The sequence below is a fragment of the Rhizobium sp. GR12 genome (assembly GCF_036596185.1).
GTDB lineage: Bacteria > Pseudomonadota > Alphaproteobacteria > Rhizobiales > Rhizobiaceae > Agrobacterium > Agrobacterium nepotum.
Map to the genome: position 1 here is coordinate 405682 of NZ_JASXTH010000004.1, position 15645 is coordinate 421326.

16 protein-coding genes and 3 pseudogenes are annotated in these 15645 nt (G+C 57.1%); 10 read left to right on the forward strand and 9 right to left on the reverse strand.

Annotation, left to right across the window (positions count from 1 at the left end; translation table 11 throughout):
• Positions 1 to 9: 9 nt before the first annotated feature.
• The gene (locus QSK43_RS09640) at positions 10 to 474 is read left to right on the forward strand and encodes a GNAT family N-acetyltransferase (RefSeq protein ID WP_332303287.1); all 465 of its coding nucleotides are present in this window, start codon (positions 10 to 12) and stop codon (positions 472 to 474) included.
• An 82-nt stretch (positions 475 to 556) separates the two neighbouring features.
• Here the strand turns inward: QSK43_RS09640 and QSK43_RS09645 are convergent, their stop codons facing one another.
• Complete coding sequence (locus QSK43_RS09645) at positions 557 to 952, reverse strand: hypothetical protein (protein ID WP_332303288.1); 396 nt, start codon at positions 950 to 952, stop codon at positions 557 to 559.
• 103 nt (positions 953 to 1055) lie between these two features.
• Entirely contained in the window at positions 1056 to 1829 is a 774-nt protein-coding gene (locus QSK43_RS09650; protein WP_332303289.1) for a class I SAM-dependent methyltransferase, read from the reverse strand.
• A 165-nt stretch (positions 1830 to 1994) separates the two neighbouring features.
• On the opposite strand from QSK43_RS09650, the gene QSK43_RS09655 reads away from it, so the two are divergent.
• The 3 genes from QSK43_RS09655 (at position 1995) to QSK43_RS09665 (ending at position 3747) form a co-directional block, all read left to right on the forward strand.
• Positions 1995 to 2393, forward strand: coding sequence for a hypothetical protein (locus QSK43_RS09655; protein WP_107676549.1), 399 nt, complete (start codon positions 1995 to 1997; stop codon positions 2391 to 2393).
• 251 nt (positions 2394 to 2644) lie between these two features.
• Positions 2645 to 2875 (forward strand): 30S ribosomal protein S21, encoded by a 231-nt coding sequence (rpsU, locus tag QSK43_RS09660; protein WP_174070214.1) that lies wholly within the window; start codon positions 2645 to 2647, stop codon positions 2873 to 2875.
• 245 nt (positions 2876 to 3120) lie between these two features.
• Complete coding sequence (locus QSK43_RS09665; protein WP_332303290.1) at positions 3121 to 3747, forward strand: DUF930 domain-containing protein; 627 nt, start codon at positions 3121 to 3123, stop codon at positions 3745 to 3747.
• 402 nt (positions 3748 to 4149) lie between these two features.
• Here QSK43_RS09665 and QSK43_RS09675 read toward each other — a convergent pair whose 3' ends face one another.
• Positions 4150 to 5703: a DUF1963 domain-containing protein gene (locus QSK43_RS09675; RefSeq protein ID WP_332303291.1), complete on the reverse strand. Its 1554-nt coding sequence runs from the start codon at positions 5701 to 5703 to the stop codon at positions 4150 to 4152.
• Between the two features lie 200 nt (positions 5704 to 5903).
• Here QSK43_RS09675 and QSK43_RS09680 point away from each other — a divergent pair, with 200 nt between their 5' ends.
• Positions 5904 to 6056 (forward strand): hypothetical protein, encoded by a 153-nt coding sequence (locus QSK43_RS09680; RefSeq protein WP_332303292.1) that lies wholly within the window; start codon positions 5904 to 5906, stop codon positions 6054 to 6056.
• Between the two features lie 533 nt (positions 6057 to 6589).
• A pseudogene (locus QSK43_RS09685) lies at positions 6590 to 6775 on the forward strand (CorA family divalent cation transporter); the annotation flags it as partial.
• A 92-nt stretch (positions 6776 to 6867) separates the two neighbouring features.
• On the opposite strand, the gene QSK43_RS09690 reads toward QSK43_RS09685, so the two are convergent.
• The 3 genes from QSK43_RS09690 to QSK43_RS09700 form a co-directional block, all read right to left on the reverse strand.
• On the reverse strand, positions 6868 to 8601 hold the full coding sequence (locus tag QSK43_RS09690) for a Na/Pi cotransporter family protein (protein ID WP_332303293.1): 1734 nt from the start codon (positions 8599 to 8601) through the stop codon (positions 6868 to 6870).
• Positions 8602 to 8706: 105 nt separating this feature from the next.
• Complete coding sequence (gene pstS / locus QSK43_RS09695; RefSeq protein WP_332303294.1) at positions 8707 to 9798, reverse strand: phosphate ABC transporter substrate-binding protein PstS; 1092 nt, start codon at positions 9796 to 9798, stop codon at positions 8707 to 8709.
• A 198-nt stretch (positions 9799 to 9996) separates the two neighbouring features.
• On the reverse strand, positions 9997 to 10335 hold the full coding sequence (locus QSK43_RS09700; protein WP_332303295.1) for a hypothetical protein: 339 nt from the start codon (positions 10333 to 10335) through the stop codon (positions 9997 to 9999).
• Between the two features lie 188 nt (positions 10336 to 10523).
• Between QSK43_RS09700 and QSK43_RS09705 the strand changes: the two genes are divergently transcribed.
• On the forward strand, positions 10524 to 10766 hold the full coding sequence (locus tag QSK43_RS09705; protein ID WP_332303296.1) for a DUF2934 domain-containing protein: 243 nt from the start codon (positions 10524 to 10526) through the stop codon (positions 10764 to 10766).
• A 93-nt stretch (positions 10767 to 10859) separates the two neighbouring features.
• A complete protein-coding gene (locus QSK43_RS09710) occupies positions 10860 to 11030 on the forward strand; it encodes a S26 family signal peptidase (RefSeq protein ID WP_332303297.1) in 171 nt (56 codons plus the stop codon).
• Positions 11031 to 11116: 86 nt separating this feature from the next.
• Here QSK43_RS09710 and QSK43_RS09715 read toward each other — a convergent pair whose 3' ends face one another.
• A complete protein-coding gene (locus QSK43_RS09715; RefSeq protein ID WP_332303298.1) occupies positions 11117 to 11554 on the reverse strand; it encodes an NUDIX hydrolase in 438 nt (145 codons plus the stop codon).
• 119 nt (positions 11555 to 11673) lie between these two features.
• Here QSK43_RS09715 and QSK43_RS09720 point away from each other — a divergent pair, with 119 nt between their 5' ends.
• Positions 11674 to 13125, forward strand: a complete 1452-nt coding sequence (locus QSK43_RS09720; protein WP_332303299.1) for a CYTH and CHAD domain-containing protein — start codon at positions 11674 to 11676, stop codon at positions 13123 to 13125.
• Positions 13126 to 13166: 41 nt separating this feature from the next.
• Positions 13167 to 13451, forward strand: a pseudogene (locus tag QSK43_RS09725) (transposase); the annotation flags it as partial.
• On the opposite strand, the pseudogene istA reads toward QSK43_RS09725, so the two are convergent.
• Together istA and QSK43_RS09735 are read right to left on the reverse strand one after the other, a co-directional pair.
• Positions 13443 to 14051, reverse strand: a pseudogene (istA, locus tag QSK43_RS09730) (IS21 family transposase); the annotation flags it as partial. The pseudogenes QSK43_RS09725 and istA overlap by 9 nt on opposite strands.
• 163 nt (positions 14052 to 14214) lie before the next feature.
• Positions 14215 to 15645, reverse strand: a 1431-nt coding sequence (locus QSK43_RS09735; RefSeq protein ID WP_332303300.1) for a BID domain-containing protein, incomplete at its 5' end; no start/stop codon positions are given.

Below are 15645 nucleotides of genomic sequence, written 5' to 3' on the forward strand. Positions count from 1 at the left end.
CAGGGAATCATGACGATCACACTTATAGCGGCCAGCGAGGCAAAGAAATCTGAATTACGGGATATGCTTTCTGGTTATCTGGTAGAGTTAAGTCAGTACGGGGATGTCGACCTCGAATACCCTTACTTTGACTGTTACTGGACCGACGACGGCCGTTGGCCCTACCTAATTGTCAAAGACGGAGATACCGTTGGGTTCGCTCTGGTGAACACTTGGTCGCCCTCGGGAAAAGGCACCGACTTTGCAATCGCCGAGTTTTATGTGCTGCCCTTGTTCCGGAGCGCCGGAATCGGGCGACAGGCATTCTCCTGTCTCCTCGATGGCCGCTCCGGTATCTGGGAGCTTAGCGTCATCTCGAGCAACGAACCCGGGAAGGCATTTTGGGAGCGAATGTTGGCTGTCTCGGACATTTCGGAGATCGAGCGGGTCGATTTGAGAAGCGAATTGGTGTTCCGCTTCTCTTCCAAAACATAGCTGTTTGTCTGGTTTGGACCAAAGGCTGATTCGACGGATTACGCCAACAGTCGCCTTGGCAGGATAGCGCCGCCAGCAGCGGTCATTCATGCGGAGGAAGTTCAAGACCGTTTGGCAATGAAATCCAAATGACAGTCTGGGCTTCTGGAGAATGTCGCGAAAGATGGCCTCTGCCATGCGTGTCCGCGACCAGCACGAAACTACCCGCCGAAACATGGCGGACCTCACCGTCGCTGGTCTCGTACTCAACGGAACCGTCAAGCCTAACTGTAAGGACTGGCTCGGGTACTCCATGCCAGCCAACTTCTCTCATCCCTGCAGGGATGTGGGTAATACGGACGCGAGAGGCGGGGTAACTGGCGGTCACATCAAATGGGACGGCGTCGGGATGGACTGATACCTTCTTCTTTGTTGGCAATTCGATTTCATCGAAATGAGACTCACCATCTGGTGAGGCGTAGATGCGCAGGCACTTCATTAAGAATATCCCTCTGAAAAACTGAGCGTTGCAATGAGTAATCACCTGATGAAGTCTTAGCCGCTTCCGCTTTTGCCCCAATTGAGGTCATTGCGGGGGGATGTTATTTGATTGTACCCCACACCACTTCTGACCCCACTGAAAATTGCAGCATCAGACCGTCAGCATAAGGCATCAAGATTTCTTTGAGTTCGGCATCAAACTGTTGCAACTGGTCGCCTAGACGCGATGGCGCGAAAGTGTCCCGAGAATGCTGGCAGCGGATAACGTCACTGACACTTTGCGTAATCGGGTCCGAGATAAAGGACTCAGCTCCTTCGACATGCAGGTATGATTGGTACTCGGACCGTATCTCTTGCTTGCGGTCATGATCGAATTCCTTGCCTGTGGCTAATGGTACCCATTTCGCGAGGAATAGCTCCCAGTCGGCAGTCCAGGCAGGCTTAAATGGTGTATCCCCGGATACGATAGCGATTTTGTAGTTGGCGGATGCAAAGGACTTCAGTCGTGGAAAAAGGCGATGGTGTTCCATCCAATGGATACTCGCAGCTGCGACGATCAGATCGAAACTATTGCCAGAGTTCTCATAGTCTTCAGCAAGGCCGACGATCCATTCAATATTGGCGGCTCGCCCATCTTCCATCGTATGAGCGAGATTGATCATAGCTTGCGACGGGTCTATCGCGATTACGTTCTTGAAATGTAGAGACAGTGGGCGGCTTATTTTCCCGGGACCACAGCCCAAATCCAACAAGCAATTGTGTTGGGGGGCGATAGAAAGGAGTTTGTTATATACGCCAGCCGGATAGGGCGGCCTGTAGATATAATTCTCGACAACTGACACGTCTTCAAAAGATGCCCCACTTCGCTCGACCATTTAAGACTCCAGTCATGCCTCCGTCGAGAGTGGCTACCTACCCTATACCGATGAATGCCAGATGACATCTGAACCTCTTGTCCACTTATGCCAATTGTGGACATTGCATCCGATGGACCACCGACATACGGTCGACCATCCTGCGCAGTCGGTAAGGAGGATGCCATGAAAACAGACTGGAATGTGATCAGAGGCATGATGAATGCAGCAATCGATGCCTGCGAGCGTATCGAGGCATCAGGGTATGTTGAGACCGATCGCGATGCCACGATCAATATCGGAGGCCAACAGGTTAGCGTCCAAGACATGCTCGTGAGCGCGTGGACTTATCCGGAGAACCTTCGTTATCAGATTATACGCGAACGCCACGAAACGGGCCCCGATCTACCATACGTGCCAGAAACCGCGCGCATTCTGCTGGCGATGTCTCAAGCTGCGGCTGAACTGGTGAATGCGGGTGAGGTCACGCCTGCCCAAGGAAAACTTCAGGAAATGATCGCCTGGTTCGACAGCCGCTTAGTTCCAGGCATTGAAGCTGCGACGGCTACTCGCCGAAAGGCGTGACGTGCATCCGGCCGAGAAGAGGCGAGACGCAGCGTCTATTTGTAAATAAGACGTCGTTCCATGAGATGGCCGAAACTTCCGTGTCATCCAGAGGAACGCCGTGACAATTGCACGATGTGGGGTTGGCTATGACCTCGCACGGTCACTTGGCCTTCGGAAAAAAATCCCGCCACAAAGAGATGGGCAATCTTGGATTCGACGTCAAATTGCGTATGGTGGCGCACCATTTTTTACGACCTCAAGAGGCCCATATGCAGGTTTTAGTACGCGATAACAACGTCGATCAGGCACTGCGCATTCTCAAGAAAAAGCTTCAGCGCGAGGGCGTTTTCCGCGAAATGCGGCTGCGTGAAGCCTTTGAGAAGCCATCCATCAAGAAAGCGCGGGAAAAAGCAGAAGCAGTCGGGCGTCAAAGGAAGCTCGCCCGTAAGCAGATGCAGCGTGAAGGCCTTCTTCCTACGAAGCCTAGAAAAGGCAAGTGACCACGATTGGCGTGGCGGTGGCCATTCGATCATCCTTTCGAGCCATCACTTCTTATTGACGAAACAACGTCAATATCGCCCTGCATCTGCGATCTGCAAAACGCTGATGGCGAGTTGCTGCTGCGTCTGCAGTCCGGCCCAAGCCAACAAGCGTTGGAGCTGTAGTCTCGCCGATGAAGGGAGAAAATGATCGGCATGCTCCTAACATTAGAGTGCCCAGCCTCGCGATTTCAGTGGTGCTGCACATGATCGCCGCCTTGGCCGTTGGCCTCTTGGGTACAAGGAAATCGCTGCCTCCGCCCACCGAGCAAAGCATCGTGGTCGAAATTTTATATGAACCCCAGGCGGTACTCGCGCGGCCCGCTGGTGTTCAAAGGGAAAGTGAGCCCAGCGCCTTACCCCCAGCGATTGACCACGCACCTGAGCAAAATGCGGAATCCGCGCTGACCAGCGAGTCCTCCCCTCATGAAGACGGGATGGTTCGCGCGAAAGAGTTATATTCGGCGAAAGTGCTGGCAAACCCGCGAAGCAAGCAAGCTTTGGCTGCACTGAGGCAACTCGGCACGGATGATCGCATCACCCAGCTCTGCAACGTCGAGGCCATGGAGCAGGTCCATATATGGAAATCCGAGCTCCAGCCGGATTTCGTTGTCGCGTATGCCACGGCCGACACAAAGCTTTCCGGTCTTACACTTCAAGCAGACGGCGCAGCGGTCCGAAGCAAACGGCATTGGTACGACATGAAGTTTCGATGTGTGGTAACCCAGGATTTGGAAAGGGTAGTTGCCTTTGAATTCTCGCTGGGCGAGGAAATCCCTAAGAGCGAGTGGGAAACACGTTCGCTTCCCGTCGCCGACGGTTCATCTGACTGATTGTAGAAATCTCTGCAAGAGGGGTATTTCTACCCTCTCAATTTGCCGCGGTTTTAACGCCGATATCCGAAATCTATCGTGAAGCTGAATATAGCTTCGTTGCTACAGATTGCGGACATCGGATTTTGAATGACCAGTATCCTGACAAACGGTTCGGCGATGACGGCGTTGAGTACGCTCCGCGGGATCGGCGCACAGCTCACAGACACATCGCAGCAGATGTCGTCCGGTCTAAGCCAGGTGCATTGCGTCAGGATAAGAAAATTTGCCTGCGGGGTCGCAAAACCTCCAACCTGGCATGCTAGGGCCTTCTTCTGGACAACAAATACAACAAGTCGTCAGGGCGCAGGCTAAGAAGCCATTGTGCCGGCATGGGCCCGGACATGGCTTAACGCTTTCTGCTCAACCTGAGAGAAGAACACAGCGGTCGAACCGCCCGGCTGCAACGTCGATGGCGGGAGCCATGATGACAAGGTCGTCGGCATCCCAGAAAACGCGGCCGGTCGCCGACCCTGCGCGGAGTCGGACAAGAACAATCCATTGGGACGGGTCGCTGAGTTTCGGCAAGTCCATGGAGACATCGGCAGTTACCGCCTCGTCTCGGCAGTCGATACCTCCGCGGATCGTTGCGTGACCGAGCATCTGATGGATTTGAGGCGTTCCCGAGCCTGCAAGCGGGCCCGTCAACGCACGCTCGAATGCCTCATGAGTATTAGTCAGATCATCAAACGAACCAGCCTCCGTCTCTTCAATCCTCGCTTCGGCAGTCGCGACGTCGAATGACCGGGTTCGCCGGGGTCTTAGGCGCGCATACGCCGTCGTTGCCCATCGCTCGTCCGATAGCGCCTCGAAGGTGGATCCCGGTTCGCCGACCGCCCACACCGGATCAGGCGTATGCGCAAAACTGAGCATTGCGTTGGCCATCAATTCCGCCGTGACAAGGTCTCCTTCCGTATGCGGCAGGACACAAGGCTCTCCAGCAGGATCGAGAGCTGCGGCGACCGCGACCGCGGCGGCAGAGGCTTCGATGATCGCTTCCGTCATCGGGTGACGTACAAGGAGGGCGCCAGGTGGTGTGTAGACAACGTCTAATAGCAGGGCATCGCCGTGAACGAAGAACGACAAAAGGCCCTCGTCCGGGAGAGGCTGCATCGGCCCACACGCCGCTTTGATCTCGGCGAGATTGATCTGCATCAGAAACGGATGGCGCATTCCGTGGGCATTGCTCGGCCACATATCCGGCGGCAGGTCAGGCCCGCCGCCGATGCGGCTGGCCCCCAAGGGTGCCTCTTCGCCGAAAGACTCCTCAACCAGAGCAACCGCGTCCGTCCAGAGCCGAGCCACCGCCGCCGGGCCGCTTTCTCCAAGGGCTGCCGCGAATCGTTCTTCCCAGACGATATCCGCAGCATCGGGATTGACATCTCCCGCTCCGTGTCCCGCATCGATTGCATCTATGGTCGCTTGGCGGGCCTTTTCCTGCGTGTGAAACTGCGACCGAAGCGTCTTTTCGCCGATGCGATCACTGCGCGCCTGCAGACCTTTCATAAGCGTATTGAAACTCGTCTCGGCGGCGTCTCTTTCGCTCGCTGCCGAGCGCCAGCCGAATGCCCAGAGGCGATCGTCCCGGCCTTGAACGACAGTCACACCTGCCGTCACGGACGGCCCGCCCCCCGTGCCGTAGCGTCCTTCGCGTCCCAGTACTTGAACGGAGGCGAGAGACCATTCCTTTGGGGCGTTCGGTCCAATCAGATCTGCGGCAACGTCCGGGAACACCGCTTCCAGGTTCCACGGCCTGGCTAAGTCTCGAACGAGCACAAAAAGCGACCGTGGCTCCGATCCGCTCGGATGAGGGCGCAGCTCGAAGCGCTCAAGTTCACGTGCAAAGACGTCCGGAAATTCGAGAGGGGGCATAAAGACAAAATCGCGTGTCATCCATCTTTTGGGTCGATAAGCCATGGCACGTCCTTCTGCTTGCAAAATTCCGAGGCTAACATAGCGACGTTTCGCCGGTCCACGCCATACTGGTACGATCGGCATATTTCAGGGCGAGTTGGTTTCCGATGCCAGGTCGCTCGGTTGAGCGTCTGGTTTTTTGGCAGATTTCGATTGTCTGCCGGAGTGGTTCCATCCAGTACACGCTTGAGGGACGGTGTTTCATGACGCAATTTTCAAAGACCCTGATGGTTCCGACTGATGTAGCGCATATCGTGATCTTCCACCCGGACGCTCTCGCCCATGCCAGGGAATGGTCAATCGCCTGGTATTCCGAAGCCTTTATTTTTCCACTGAAAGCACAGCCGGGCGGCTGATCGCCTGGTGCACCAAGAATGACGGAGGGTTTGCGGTGCGCGTCACCAATGGCGCGATGACGGAGCGCGAGCAGCACTATGCAGGCCCCAGCTGGACCTTTCCCCACACCGTACGACATGGCCGGGTTTTTCTCGACAGTAGCGATGCTTTGCCCGGCGCAGAGCAGATGACACAGACGTCAGTTTATGGGGACTATTGGATTGACATTGCGAACGGGACCTATGCCGTCACGGCGACCGCGATTGAATGGAGTGCAGAGCCGGGAGCTCAGGACGATGGTGCCGACAACCTACCGAACTATGTGGTGCAGTTTCAGCCGGGCTCTCATGAGATAAAGCCGGCGAAACGTCCGCCCGATCTCGAGTGCCTGACGGACGCCGTCGGGACCGACGAGATCTACATCCATACCCCAAAGACTCCGAAGCCGATTGATTTCGACCGTCACTATCGGGCCTTTGCGTCACTAAACGTGACCAGACCCGGACAGGAATTCTCGACACGAGGCGAAGCGGCGATGCCTGCAGACTGTGACACCCGGCAACTGGCTGCCTGGGCTGCCATCCTGGCTGTGCCGACGGCGATAGCCGGGATCTACGGCATGAACTTCGAGAACATGCCCGAGCTGAAGACGTCCTATGGCTATTTTGTCGTCCTGGGCGTGATCCTGCTGCTGTGTGCATTGCTTTACGTGCGCTTCAGGCGAGCACGGTGGATATAGACACAAGGAGCATCACGATCAGATCCTGAGGCAGCGAAATTGCCTGGCAGCGTCGCGACGTTGCCAAGCACATTACTGTGGAATCAGGGAGATCATTCGGCAGGGATTGGGCTGAGACCACCCTCGAAACCCTCGCTGGAGCGCGACGACGGCGTCTTGCGGGAGGCTCGGGCCAGAACGCTCTGACGGTTCACCGACTTGCGTTCCGCATCAATGCGATGAATGAGGATCTGCGCGCGCTCAACCGAGCCGAGAAGTGCCAGGATCGTGCCGCGCTCGCCAGCGCCGGCATTTGGCCCAAGTGCCAGGGTCCGGGCTCGCAGTTCCTCGATCTCTGGGAAATTGACATGACCCGCTGGCATGTCAGGACGCACAACGCCGTGATCCGGCATGATCTCCTGCAAGGCAGTATCAAGTTTTTCGAGCGCCAGATTGACGATGACGAAGGCCGGTTCGCTGAACTTTTCGCGTCTTACGCGGCGGGCGACCTGATGCATTGACTCCGTCAGCGCAGCGGTGAAATCGGCCTCTTCGATCAAGCTTGCCACCAGGTCGAGCTGATCGTGAGGAAGGTCTTCCTTCATCAGATCGGCGGTATAGGATCGGATATCGCGGCTGAGAATATCGGTTGCGAGGTAGTGCTCACCCGGATCTGACGGGGCCGATTTCTTTGAGCGGGCAATATCGAGAAACATGGCTCCGGCCTCAAGGTGGCGAGCAGTTTCCTGCTGCACGGCTGGAATGGCGCGGGCGAAATCCCCCGCCAATTTGCGGTCGAGGAACTTTGGCGTCGAATAATCTTCGATGTCTTCTGCATCAGTACGGCCGATGCGTGAAAGAACCCGTTCGAAGACGCCGACGAATGGGAACAGCACGGCGGTGTTGAAGACGTTGAAGAAGGTTGAGTAGAGGCCAACCGCGACGGGAACGAGAGGGAAAGTTTCCTTGCCTTCGACGACCACGGGCGTACCAGGATTGCCACCGAACCACTGCATCACCCATTCGAGAACTTCGATCGAGACGAAGAACAGCGGTATAGTGATGCAGACGCCGATGATGTTGAAGGACATATGGGCATAGGCTGCGCGTTTGGCGTTCTTCGAGAGGTTCAGCGATGCGATCCATGAAGTGATCGTCGTACCGAGGTCGGCGCCAAGAGAGAAGGCAACGGCTGTGGTCCAGTCGAGCACACCCGCGGCACCAAGTCCCATGACGATGCCGATCGTCGCAGACGATGAGTGGATCATCGCGGTGACGCCGGCGGCGATCAGCACGCACTTGAGCAGGTTGTAGTAGGAGTCTGCCGTCAGCGTGGAGAGGACGTCCATGACCTCAGGGATATTGCGCAGAGGGCGCAGGCCGCCTGTCATAAGGTTAAGGCCGTAGAAAATCAGTGCAAAGCCCATGCAGGCAAGCGCGATGTTCCGCACCTTTTCGTTTTTGGCGAAGCAGTAAACGAGAGAAAACAGACCGGCGAAGATGAGGCCGAGCGGCCCAAGGGGCAAAGCTATCAGACCGTTTCCGAGCGTGGTGCCGATATTGGCACCCATGATGACGCTGATGGCTGGCCGTAGACCAACAACCCCGGCATTGACGAGGCCGACGACCATCACAGTCATGGCGGTGGAGGACTGAATGACACCGGTGATGAGCGTGCCAGCGACCACGCCCTTGATCGGCGTGCCTGCAGCCTTGGCAAGAAAGGCGCGCATCTTGTTGACGGAGAGAGCCTGAATGCCGTTCGACATGAATTCCAGACCCAGCATGAAGATACCGAGGCCGCCGATCACCTGCACCAGGATATCCTTGAAAATATCGATGTTCATACGCCTTACCCTCTATTGTACTGCACAGGCCTGATCAGTGGCCCCGTGAAAACGATGTTCCAAATGCTCGCGGCGGAACCAACCTTGCCAAAGCCTGCCTCGGCGTTAGTGGTTCGCGCCCGAATCGTAGTTGAGCCAGTACTTGACCACTTGGCCTGCAAGTTGCGGCGGCAACGGCACATATCCGAGTGCCTCGGCATCCCGTCTTCCCGTTTCAAAGGCGAGCCGGAAGAAATCGTGAACCCTTCCATACTGTCCGGAAGAGCGGCCTCGGACGGGAACGACTGCAAAGGTGGCACCGGTGATCGGGTAGGCATCTGGGGTCGGCTGGTCGGTCAGCGACACCGCGAAATCCTGGGCCGGGTCCCAGCTTGTTGCTTCGGCGGCAGCACGCACGCCGTCTGGACCGGGGTTAACGAACTGGCCGACCTTATTCTCGATTGAGGCAAAGGCGACTGCGGCACGCGTGACCTGCCCGAAGTCGGCGTAAGCAATAGCACCCTTGGTCGTCTTGACTGCCGAAATAAGCTCGCCAGTGCCTTCGAACCCTGTGCCGACCGGCCATTCGATGAGCGTATCTGCACCGTGGGCCGCTTTCCACTCCGGGCTCTTGACCGAGAGATATTCTGTGAACATGAACGTCGTTCCCGAGCCATCCTTGCGGGTGAGGGGGCTGATCTTCGTGTCGGGCAGCGCCACATCAGGATTGAGAGCTTTGATAGCAGGATCCGACCAGGACGTGATTTTGCCGAGATAAATGTCGGCCAGCAGCGGGCCCGTGAGCTTGAGATCACCCTTGCTGATAGTGTCGAGATTGATGGCGATAGCAACACTGCCGATAACAATCGGAAACTGCTGGCGCCCGTGTTTTGCCAGTTCAGCATGCGATACCGGCACGTCTGTGGCCGCGAAATCAAGGTCGGGCTGGTCGAGGCGCATCAAGCCAGCGAGTGATCCGACCAGTTCGTAGTCCACCGTCCAGTCGGGAGAACTGAAGTCGCCGCCGTCTATGCGCGCGGCTTTGTAGATCTCAGCCCATTTTCCGATGATGGGGGCGGCGAAAGTCGATCCGGCACCTCTGATCGGCTCTGCAATGGCTGCGGGAGCGGATGACATCACGCCGACAAGAAGTGCAATGCTGGCAGGACGAACGACATGGGCCATCGCATCCTGAAACAATCTGGCGAGACGTTTCATCGGCATTCCTTGTATTGATCGCCGGCCTGCGTCCGCCAGCATTCTGCATGAAGATCAAAATCAGGACGCTTTGCAGATAATTCTGAAAGCCATCATCGTCTTCAGTATTAACTTTCGTTAACATCTTGATGACGGCCACAACCATTAAGCTAAGACTTCCCAGCGTCCGCCTCACGAGTGATAATGGTCCATGGAGTGTCAACCCTCTGACGGTAGAGGAGGGACTTGGCCTTCAAAAGGTTTTTTTGGAGGTGCGTTTGTCTTTTTTTGGCGCTCTTTTGCCGCTTCGGGTTCTTCGACGTCATTCATGCACGAGAGATCGGGGCGATGTTTGATCGCGAGCGCGTAGGTTGCGTGGAGGATACCGGAATCTTTTAGGTCGGGATCGCTGAGCGCCAGTAGCGATGCCTTCACAATCTTCTTGCTTGCCGCCTTGCGACATTCTTCGACGACATGTTGATAGAGCGCCTTATCCGTCAGTCCAGCCTGAGCACCCTCGACGAGCGCGCTATAGATTTTCTTGGTATTGTCTGTCACGCGGATCTCCTTTTTTACAGTTGCGGCACCAAACGTTATTCAACAGTCACAACAAAGAAGGGCTCTAGCTGCCAAAAAAATGAGGCGCGATGCATTTTGGTCAGCGGAATGACAAAGGCCTCGGCGCTTGATGTCTAATGGAACCGGCGCTTTTCGGATGTTTTAAAGGCCAACGACGGAGGAGTACCATGGTAGACAAAGAACAGCAGCGCCGTGAGCGCGCCTATAAGAGCTGGGAAGATGAAGGCCGTGTAGCCGGTAATCACGAGGATCATTGGGCGCGCGCCGACGACCAGGACGGGATAACTGAGGCCGAAGCCGCCGAGATAACCGAGGTCAATCAGCAGGCTTCGGAAGAGTTTGACAAGGGCAGCAGCAACAAACGCTCAGCCACAGATATCAACCCGCCCTCGGTTGCTAGTTCCGATTGACCAATGATCGGTACGCACTGCGGACGGCGTGTCATCCGCAGCGGCCTTATTGAAACTAGCTGAATAGCGTCCACACCGGCCCCGCCGTTCGAAGTGCCGGAGGAGTATTATTTCGTTCTGGGCGACAACCGTCGCAATTCGGGCAACAGCCGGTTTCCGGAGCAGATGGGAAAGAACGGGTTTGTCCCCGCGCAAAGCGTTCGGGGCGGATCGTTACCCATCGTATCGAAGGATAAGGCGCGTATCGGTCTCGCGATCGACTGAAGCGGGTTGCTCGGCGCTTACCGGGTCGACGACTCATGCTTTGGCAGACATATCGCCACGGCCTTTGGGAAAGTGCCGCATCCCGATCAGCCCAAGGTTCGCAGCAGGTCACGCAGACCTTCATGGCCGACAACATCTGCGGCGTCCGAGACCCTAAACCATTGCCTGGCTCTAAGCCCCTGCTCGGGATAGGTTTCATCGATCGAGCTGACGGTAAGCCGATGGACGATCACCCGGTAGCGGTTCGGGCTGCTTTCTTTCGAATAGACGAATGACCCGGCAATCGTTTCGGATATTTCGCCGCGAACCCCTGCCTCCTCATAGGCCTCACGCGCGGCGGTTTCATGCGACGACTCTCCGGGGTCGATATGGCCTTTCGGCAGCCCCCACCGCTCATTGCGACGGCTTCCGACAAGAAGGACCTGTTGCTCGCTTTTGGGTGGCACACGAAGACAGAGAGCGCCAGCCTGTTCGATGATCATGCCGTCAGTGTCATGGTTGATTTGTCTGGCGGGGCGCCTCATTTCATATATCCGTCTCAGGTTTTTTCCAGGCCTTGCTACAGTCATAACAATTACAGGAAGATGAACTATATCGCCCTGAGATGCGTTCAATCGCGGAGATCACACTAGGGAGCGTGGAGTTGGCTGAAGTCGAATTGAAACTTGAAATTGATGCTGCGGGTTTCGAGCGGCTGGCATCATCGGACTTGCTTGGCGAGCCGGATGAAACGATTGAGCAGATCTCAAACTATTTCGACACGAGCGACAATTCATTTTTTGCGGAGGGCTTTACGCTCCGGATCCGTAAAGTCGGCACTTCAAGGATACAAACCGTGAAGGCGACAGGTCCGAGCGCGTCGATCTTCGCGCGGAGCGAATGGGAGACCCCTGTGACCGGTGACAGCCCGGTGATCGACCATACAAGCCCATTGATGAACGAGTTTGGCGATCGGGCAAATGATGTCCAGCCGAAGTTCAAGATCGCCAACGAGCGCCGGATATGGAACGTCACGGAGAACGGTTCGAACATCGAGGTCGCGCTTGACCGGGGATCGGTACGGTCTGTCGCCCGCGAAACCCCTATCCTAGAGCTGGAACTGGAACTCAAGAACGGTAAGTCGAAGGACCTTTTCGCTCTGGCCCGAAAGATCGAAGGCATCGTCCCTCTCAGGTTCGGTGTCCTGTCCAAGGCCGAGAGAGGGTTTCACCTGCTGGAGGCCGAGCGCACGGTCGTAAAAGCCACCCCGGTGGAGCTGGATCGTAGCGACTGTGCCTGCCAGGCTTTTCAGGCCATCGCCCACTCGTGCTTCCGACAGTTTCGTCTGAATGAGACGATCCTGCGCAGCAGAAAAAATGAGGAGTCGCTTCACCAGGCTCGCGTCGCCATCCGGCGCCTCCGCTCTGCCATCACCCTGTTCAAGCCGATGCTGCAGGACAACGAGGCGAAAAGACTGTCGGCCGAGTTCCGATGGCTGGCCGGCGTTCTTGGGGAGGCGCGAAATCTCGACGTGCTTCTGCCGAAATCAAGGGCAGGTGAGCTGCGCGACAGCCTCACCGAAAAAAGAGCCGCCGCATATGAAAATGTCATCGAGGCGCTCGACAGTTCCCGGGCACGAGCGCTCATGCTCGATTTTAACGAGTGGCTTCATTGTGGCGACTATTTGACTCATGCAGCGACGAGAGATGTGCGTGAGCGTCCAGCCGCCGAGTTTGCCGGTGAGGCGCTCGATAAAGCGCGCAAGAAGCTCAAGAAGCATGGACAGGATCTGTCTGGGGTAGACGATGAGCATCGGCATGAGGCTCGCAAAGATGCAAAAAAGCTCCGCTATGCAGCGGAATTTTTCCGCTCTCTGTTCGCTGATAAGCGGAGCGAACGGCGCTATAAGCGTTTCGTTGGTGCTATGGAAGCGCTGCAGGACGACCTCGGTGCTTTGAATGATCTGGCGACGGGGCCAGATGTCCTGGAGGGGCACGGTTTGCGCGGCCTTGCCGGAGCGGACGAGCTGATCATCCATGCCGACAAGGCGAAGCTGATCCGATCGGCTCAGGATGCGTTGGACGACGTCATCGATGCCAAGAGGTTCTGGCGCTGAAAGCGGAGGAAGTTTGTTCCTGTCACAAGGCGCCGCCTTGGGAGGCCTTTCCGGAGACGCGAGCATCAATGGTCGGTCGATCTTGGCACCCTGGCTATTCCGAGGAGGTCCGGCAAGCGGGGGGCATCGGATTATGCAGTGGAGATGAAAGCGCTCAGCAGGTAGCTGACCGGCTGGGCGTCTCAAGACCGACATTGTATAGCTGGAAAGACCAGCTACTCGGTCGTGAGGCTTCGTCATCCATGAAACGCCGCAAAACCTCTCCGCCGGCGTCCGAACGCGAGGAACTTGAGCGACAGCTCGAAGCCCTCCAACGTGACGTCCGTCTTCATGTTGTCGTAGATGCCGCGCGTGCAGGTGCCTCGGAAAAAGTCGAAGGCCTTGTCGTGCGCATCGAACACCATCTCCTGGCTCTCACGCATATAGGCTCGTGCAAACATCATCCGGCTGTGGCAGAGCCGGAGATGAGCGACCTTCCCAGTCATCGTCACCCCGTTGATCAGAATGATCTCGTGACTCCAGTCGAACTGGTAAGCCTCGCCTGGCGCGTAATAGAGAGGAACGTAGGCCTCGGCTGTGACAGCTCCCCGGCTCCTCGACCAGCCTTTTGCATAGCGCCGGATCGCATCGTAGCTGCCGTCATAACCAAGACCCCGAAGCTCCTCGTAAATCCGGATCAGCGTCAGTTGCTCCCGAGAAGGCGTGCCCTCGTTGGCGGCCAGAAAGCGTTCGATCTCAGCCTTCCAGATGCCGGTCTTCGGTAATGGTTGCCGCTCTCGCTCATAAGAGAAGTCGGTCTCATTGGACCGCAATATCTTGCGGATCGTGTTGCGCGACACATGCAGTTCCCGGACGATCTTCTTCACCGACCAGCCCTGAACATGGAAGGCTCGACGAACACGCGCAATCGTATCCACTCGCTTCAACTCCCCCTCCATCCGTCGTCAAAAAACGGATGGTCAGACAAAACGGGAGGGGGGTCAAAATATTCCACGCCGAAACACAGTTCACATCCCATCAAGGCGTAGGACTTAGGACCTAAGCCATCGCGGGAATTCGATCGGGCACAAAGTTATGAGGATTGGCCTGCTATCGGCTTAGTCCTAGCCCCTGAGACCGGGCAAGCTGCTGTTTCAGCGCGTGGTCATGGCTGAGCTCGGCATGGCGTGTACGATCCACCATGCGGGCGATTGTCTTGATCTGCCCGGCCTGCTTTGCCAGTTCCGGGCGTGCTTCCAGCTCGTCGGCGAACCTGCGAGGATCGGAACTACCAAACCGCCGCGTGAGTGCTTCGGCCAGCAGTTTGGCCTCCTCGAGCGCGGCTCGGCCCTCAGGTGACGATCGCAGCTCCGCAATAAACTGGCCCCGTTTCTCGAACGGTGTCTTTTCCAGCTCGGCAATGATCTCGGCGCTTCGCGGCGTGAGGGCAGGGACCTCGATCACATCACGCTGTTCGCGCTGCCATTGTTCGCTCTGACGTTCTTCTCCAAGCCGGCGCTCCCATGCCTCGGAGACATAGCCGATATGGGCAGACAGAGACCTGGCATATTGCAGCGCCCCTTTCCGCTCCCTGTTGTTCCCGAACAGACCCGACCTGCCGCGTAGCTCCCCAAACCGCTCGGGTTGCTCGGCCATGGCTTTTGCCATGATCCTCCCGTTGCCTTCCTTCTCGGTCATCGCGGTGCGCAGTCTCGCGGCGACCTCGACCGGATCACGGAACACGTGGCGTGCGACAGAGCCAACCGTATCGAATGTCTGATCGATGACTGACATCGCCCTCATCTGCGCCACCTCTTCGATGCTGCGTTCGTGACGCGTGATCGCTGGCACCAGCGGAGCTGGCTTACCGGTCTCCAGAGGCAATTGCTGGCCGGCAGCTTCTGTGGGGGCAGGGACGGTGCCGTCTTGCGACATGAGGTCGGACCACCGGATGCGGCGATATCCTTTATTGTCCTCTGTCCGGTCGTCGCGCCGACCGTCATCGATTTTTGAAGCGAGATCATGGAGCGGATCGTGCTGGTGAACAGGGCCGGCCAGATCGCCGGCACGTTCCTCGTAAACCTGCTGACGCTCTGATGGCCGGTCCTGTTGCTCCCGCATCGGATGGGCCGAACGGGACAAGACCTCTTGACGCTCATCCTGGGCGGAAGCAACTTCAATCTCGCTTCTTACCCCAGACTCTTGCCCGATCCATTGGTCGCTCGCGATCCATGGGTCGCTTGCGATCCCGCGCCGCTCGGCAAAGTCGCTGATGTAATCGAGCGTTGTTTCCTTCGCGCCGGAACGCGACAGGCGGCTTTTCAGCTGCTGATAGGCCAGCTCGTCACCCTTCACGACACGCCACGCATTGCGCCCGGCCTGCGTGCCGTCCGGAAGCGTGACAGGCGTGGCCCCTTCATGCTGAAGGCCAATCCTGTCTCCGATCGCGGGCGATGCCTCCTGCATGGCCCGCTTGAGATCGACGCCCCACACTGTGCGCCGCTCGCCCTTGTCATTCTCCAGGGTGACGAAGTAATTCTC

Coding starts and splice junctions, on each gene's coding strand:
- QSK43_RS09680 (WP_332303292.1), top strand. CDS start 5,904: ATGACGCAATTTTCAAAGACCCTGATGGTTCCGACTGATGTAGCGCAT.
- QSK43_RS09665 (WP_332303290.1), top strand. CDS start 3,121: ATGATCGCCGCCTTGGCCGTTGGCCTCTTGGGTACAAGGAAATCGCTG.
- pstS (WP_332303294.1), bottom strand. CDS start 9,798: ATGAAACGTCTCGCCAGATTGTTTCAGGATGCGATGGCCCATGTCGTT.
- QSK43_RS09675 (WP_332303291.1), bottom strand. CDS start 5,703: ATGGCTTATCGACCCAAAAGATGGATGACACGCGATTTTGTCTTTATG.
- QSK43_RS09655 (WP_107676549.1), top strand. CDS start 1,995: ATGAAAACAGACTGGAATGTGATCAGAGGCATGATGAATGCAGCAATC.
- QSK43_RS09715 (WP_332303298.1), bottom strand. CDS start 11,554: ATGAGGCGCCCCGCCAGACAAATCAACCATGACACTGACGGCATGATC.
- QSK43_RS09650 (WP_332303289.1), bottom strand. CDS start 1,829: ATGGTCGAGCGAAGTGGGGCATCTTTTGAAGACGTGTCAGTTGTCGAG.
- rpsU (WP_174070214.1), top strand. CDS start 2,645: ATGCAGGTTTTAGTACGCGATAACAACGTCGATCAGGCACTGCGCATT.
- QSK43_RS09640 (WP_332303287.1), top strand. CDS start 10: ATGACGATCACACTTATAGCGGCCAGCGAGGCAAAGAAATCTGAATTA.
- QSK43_RS09705 (WP_332303296.1), top strand. CDS start 10,524: ATGGTAGACAAAGAACAGCAGCGCCGTGAGCGCGCCTATAAGAGCTGG.
- QSK43_RS09690 (WP_332303293.1), bottom strand. CDS start 8,601: ATGAACATCGATATTTTCAAGGATATCCTGGTGCAGGTGATCGGCGGC.
- QSK43_RS09645 (WP_332303288.1), bottom strand. CDS start 952: ATGAAGTGCCTGCGCATCTACGCCTCACCAGATGGTGAGTCTCATTTC.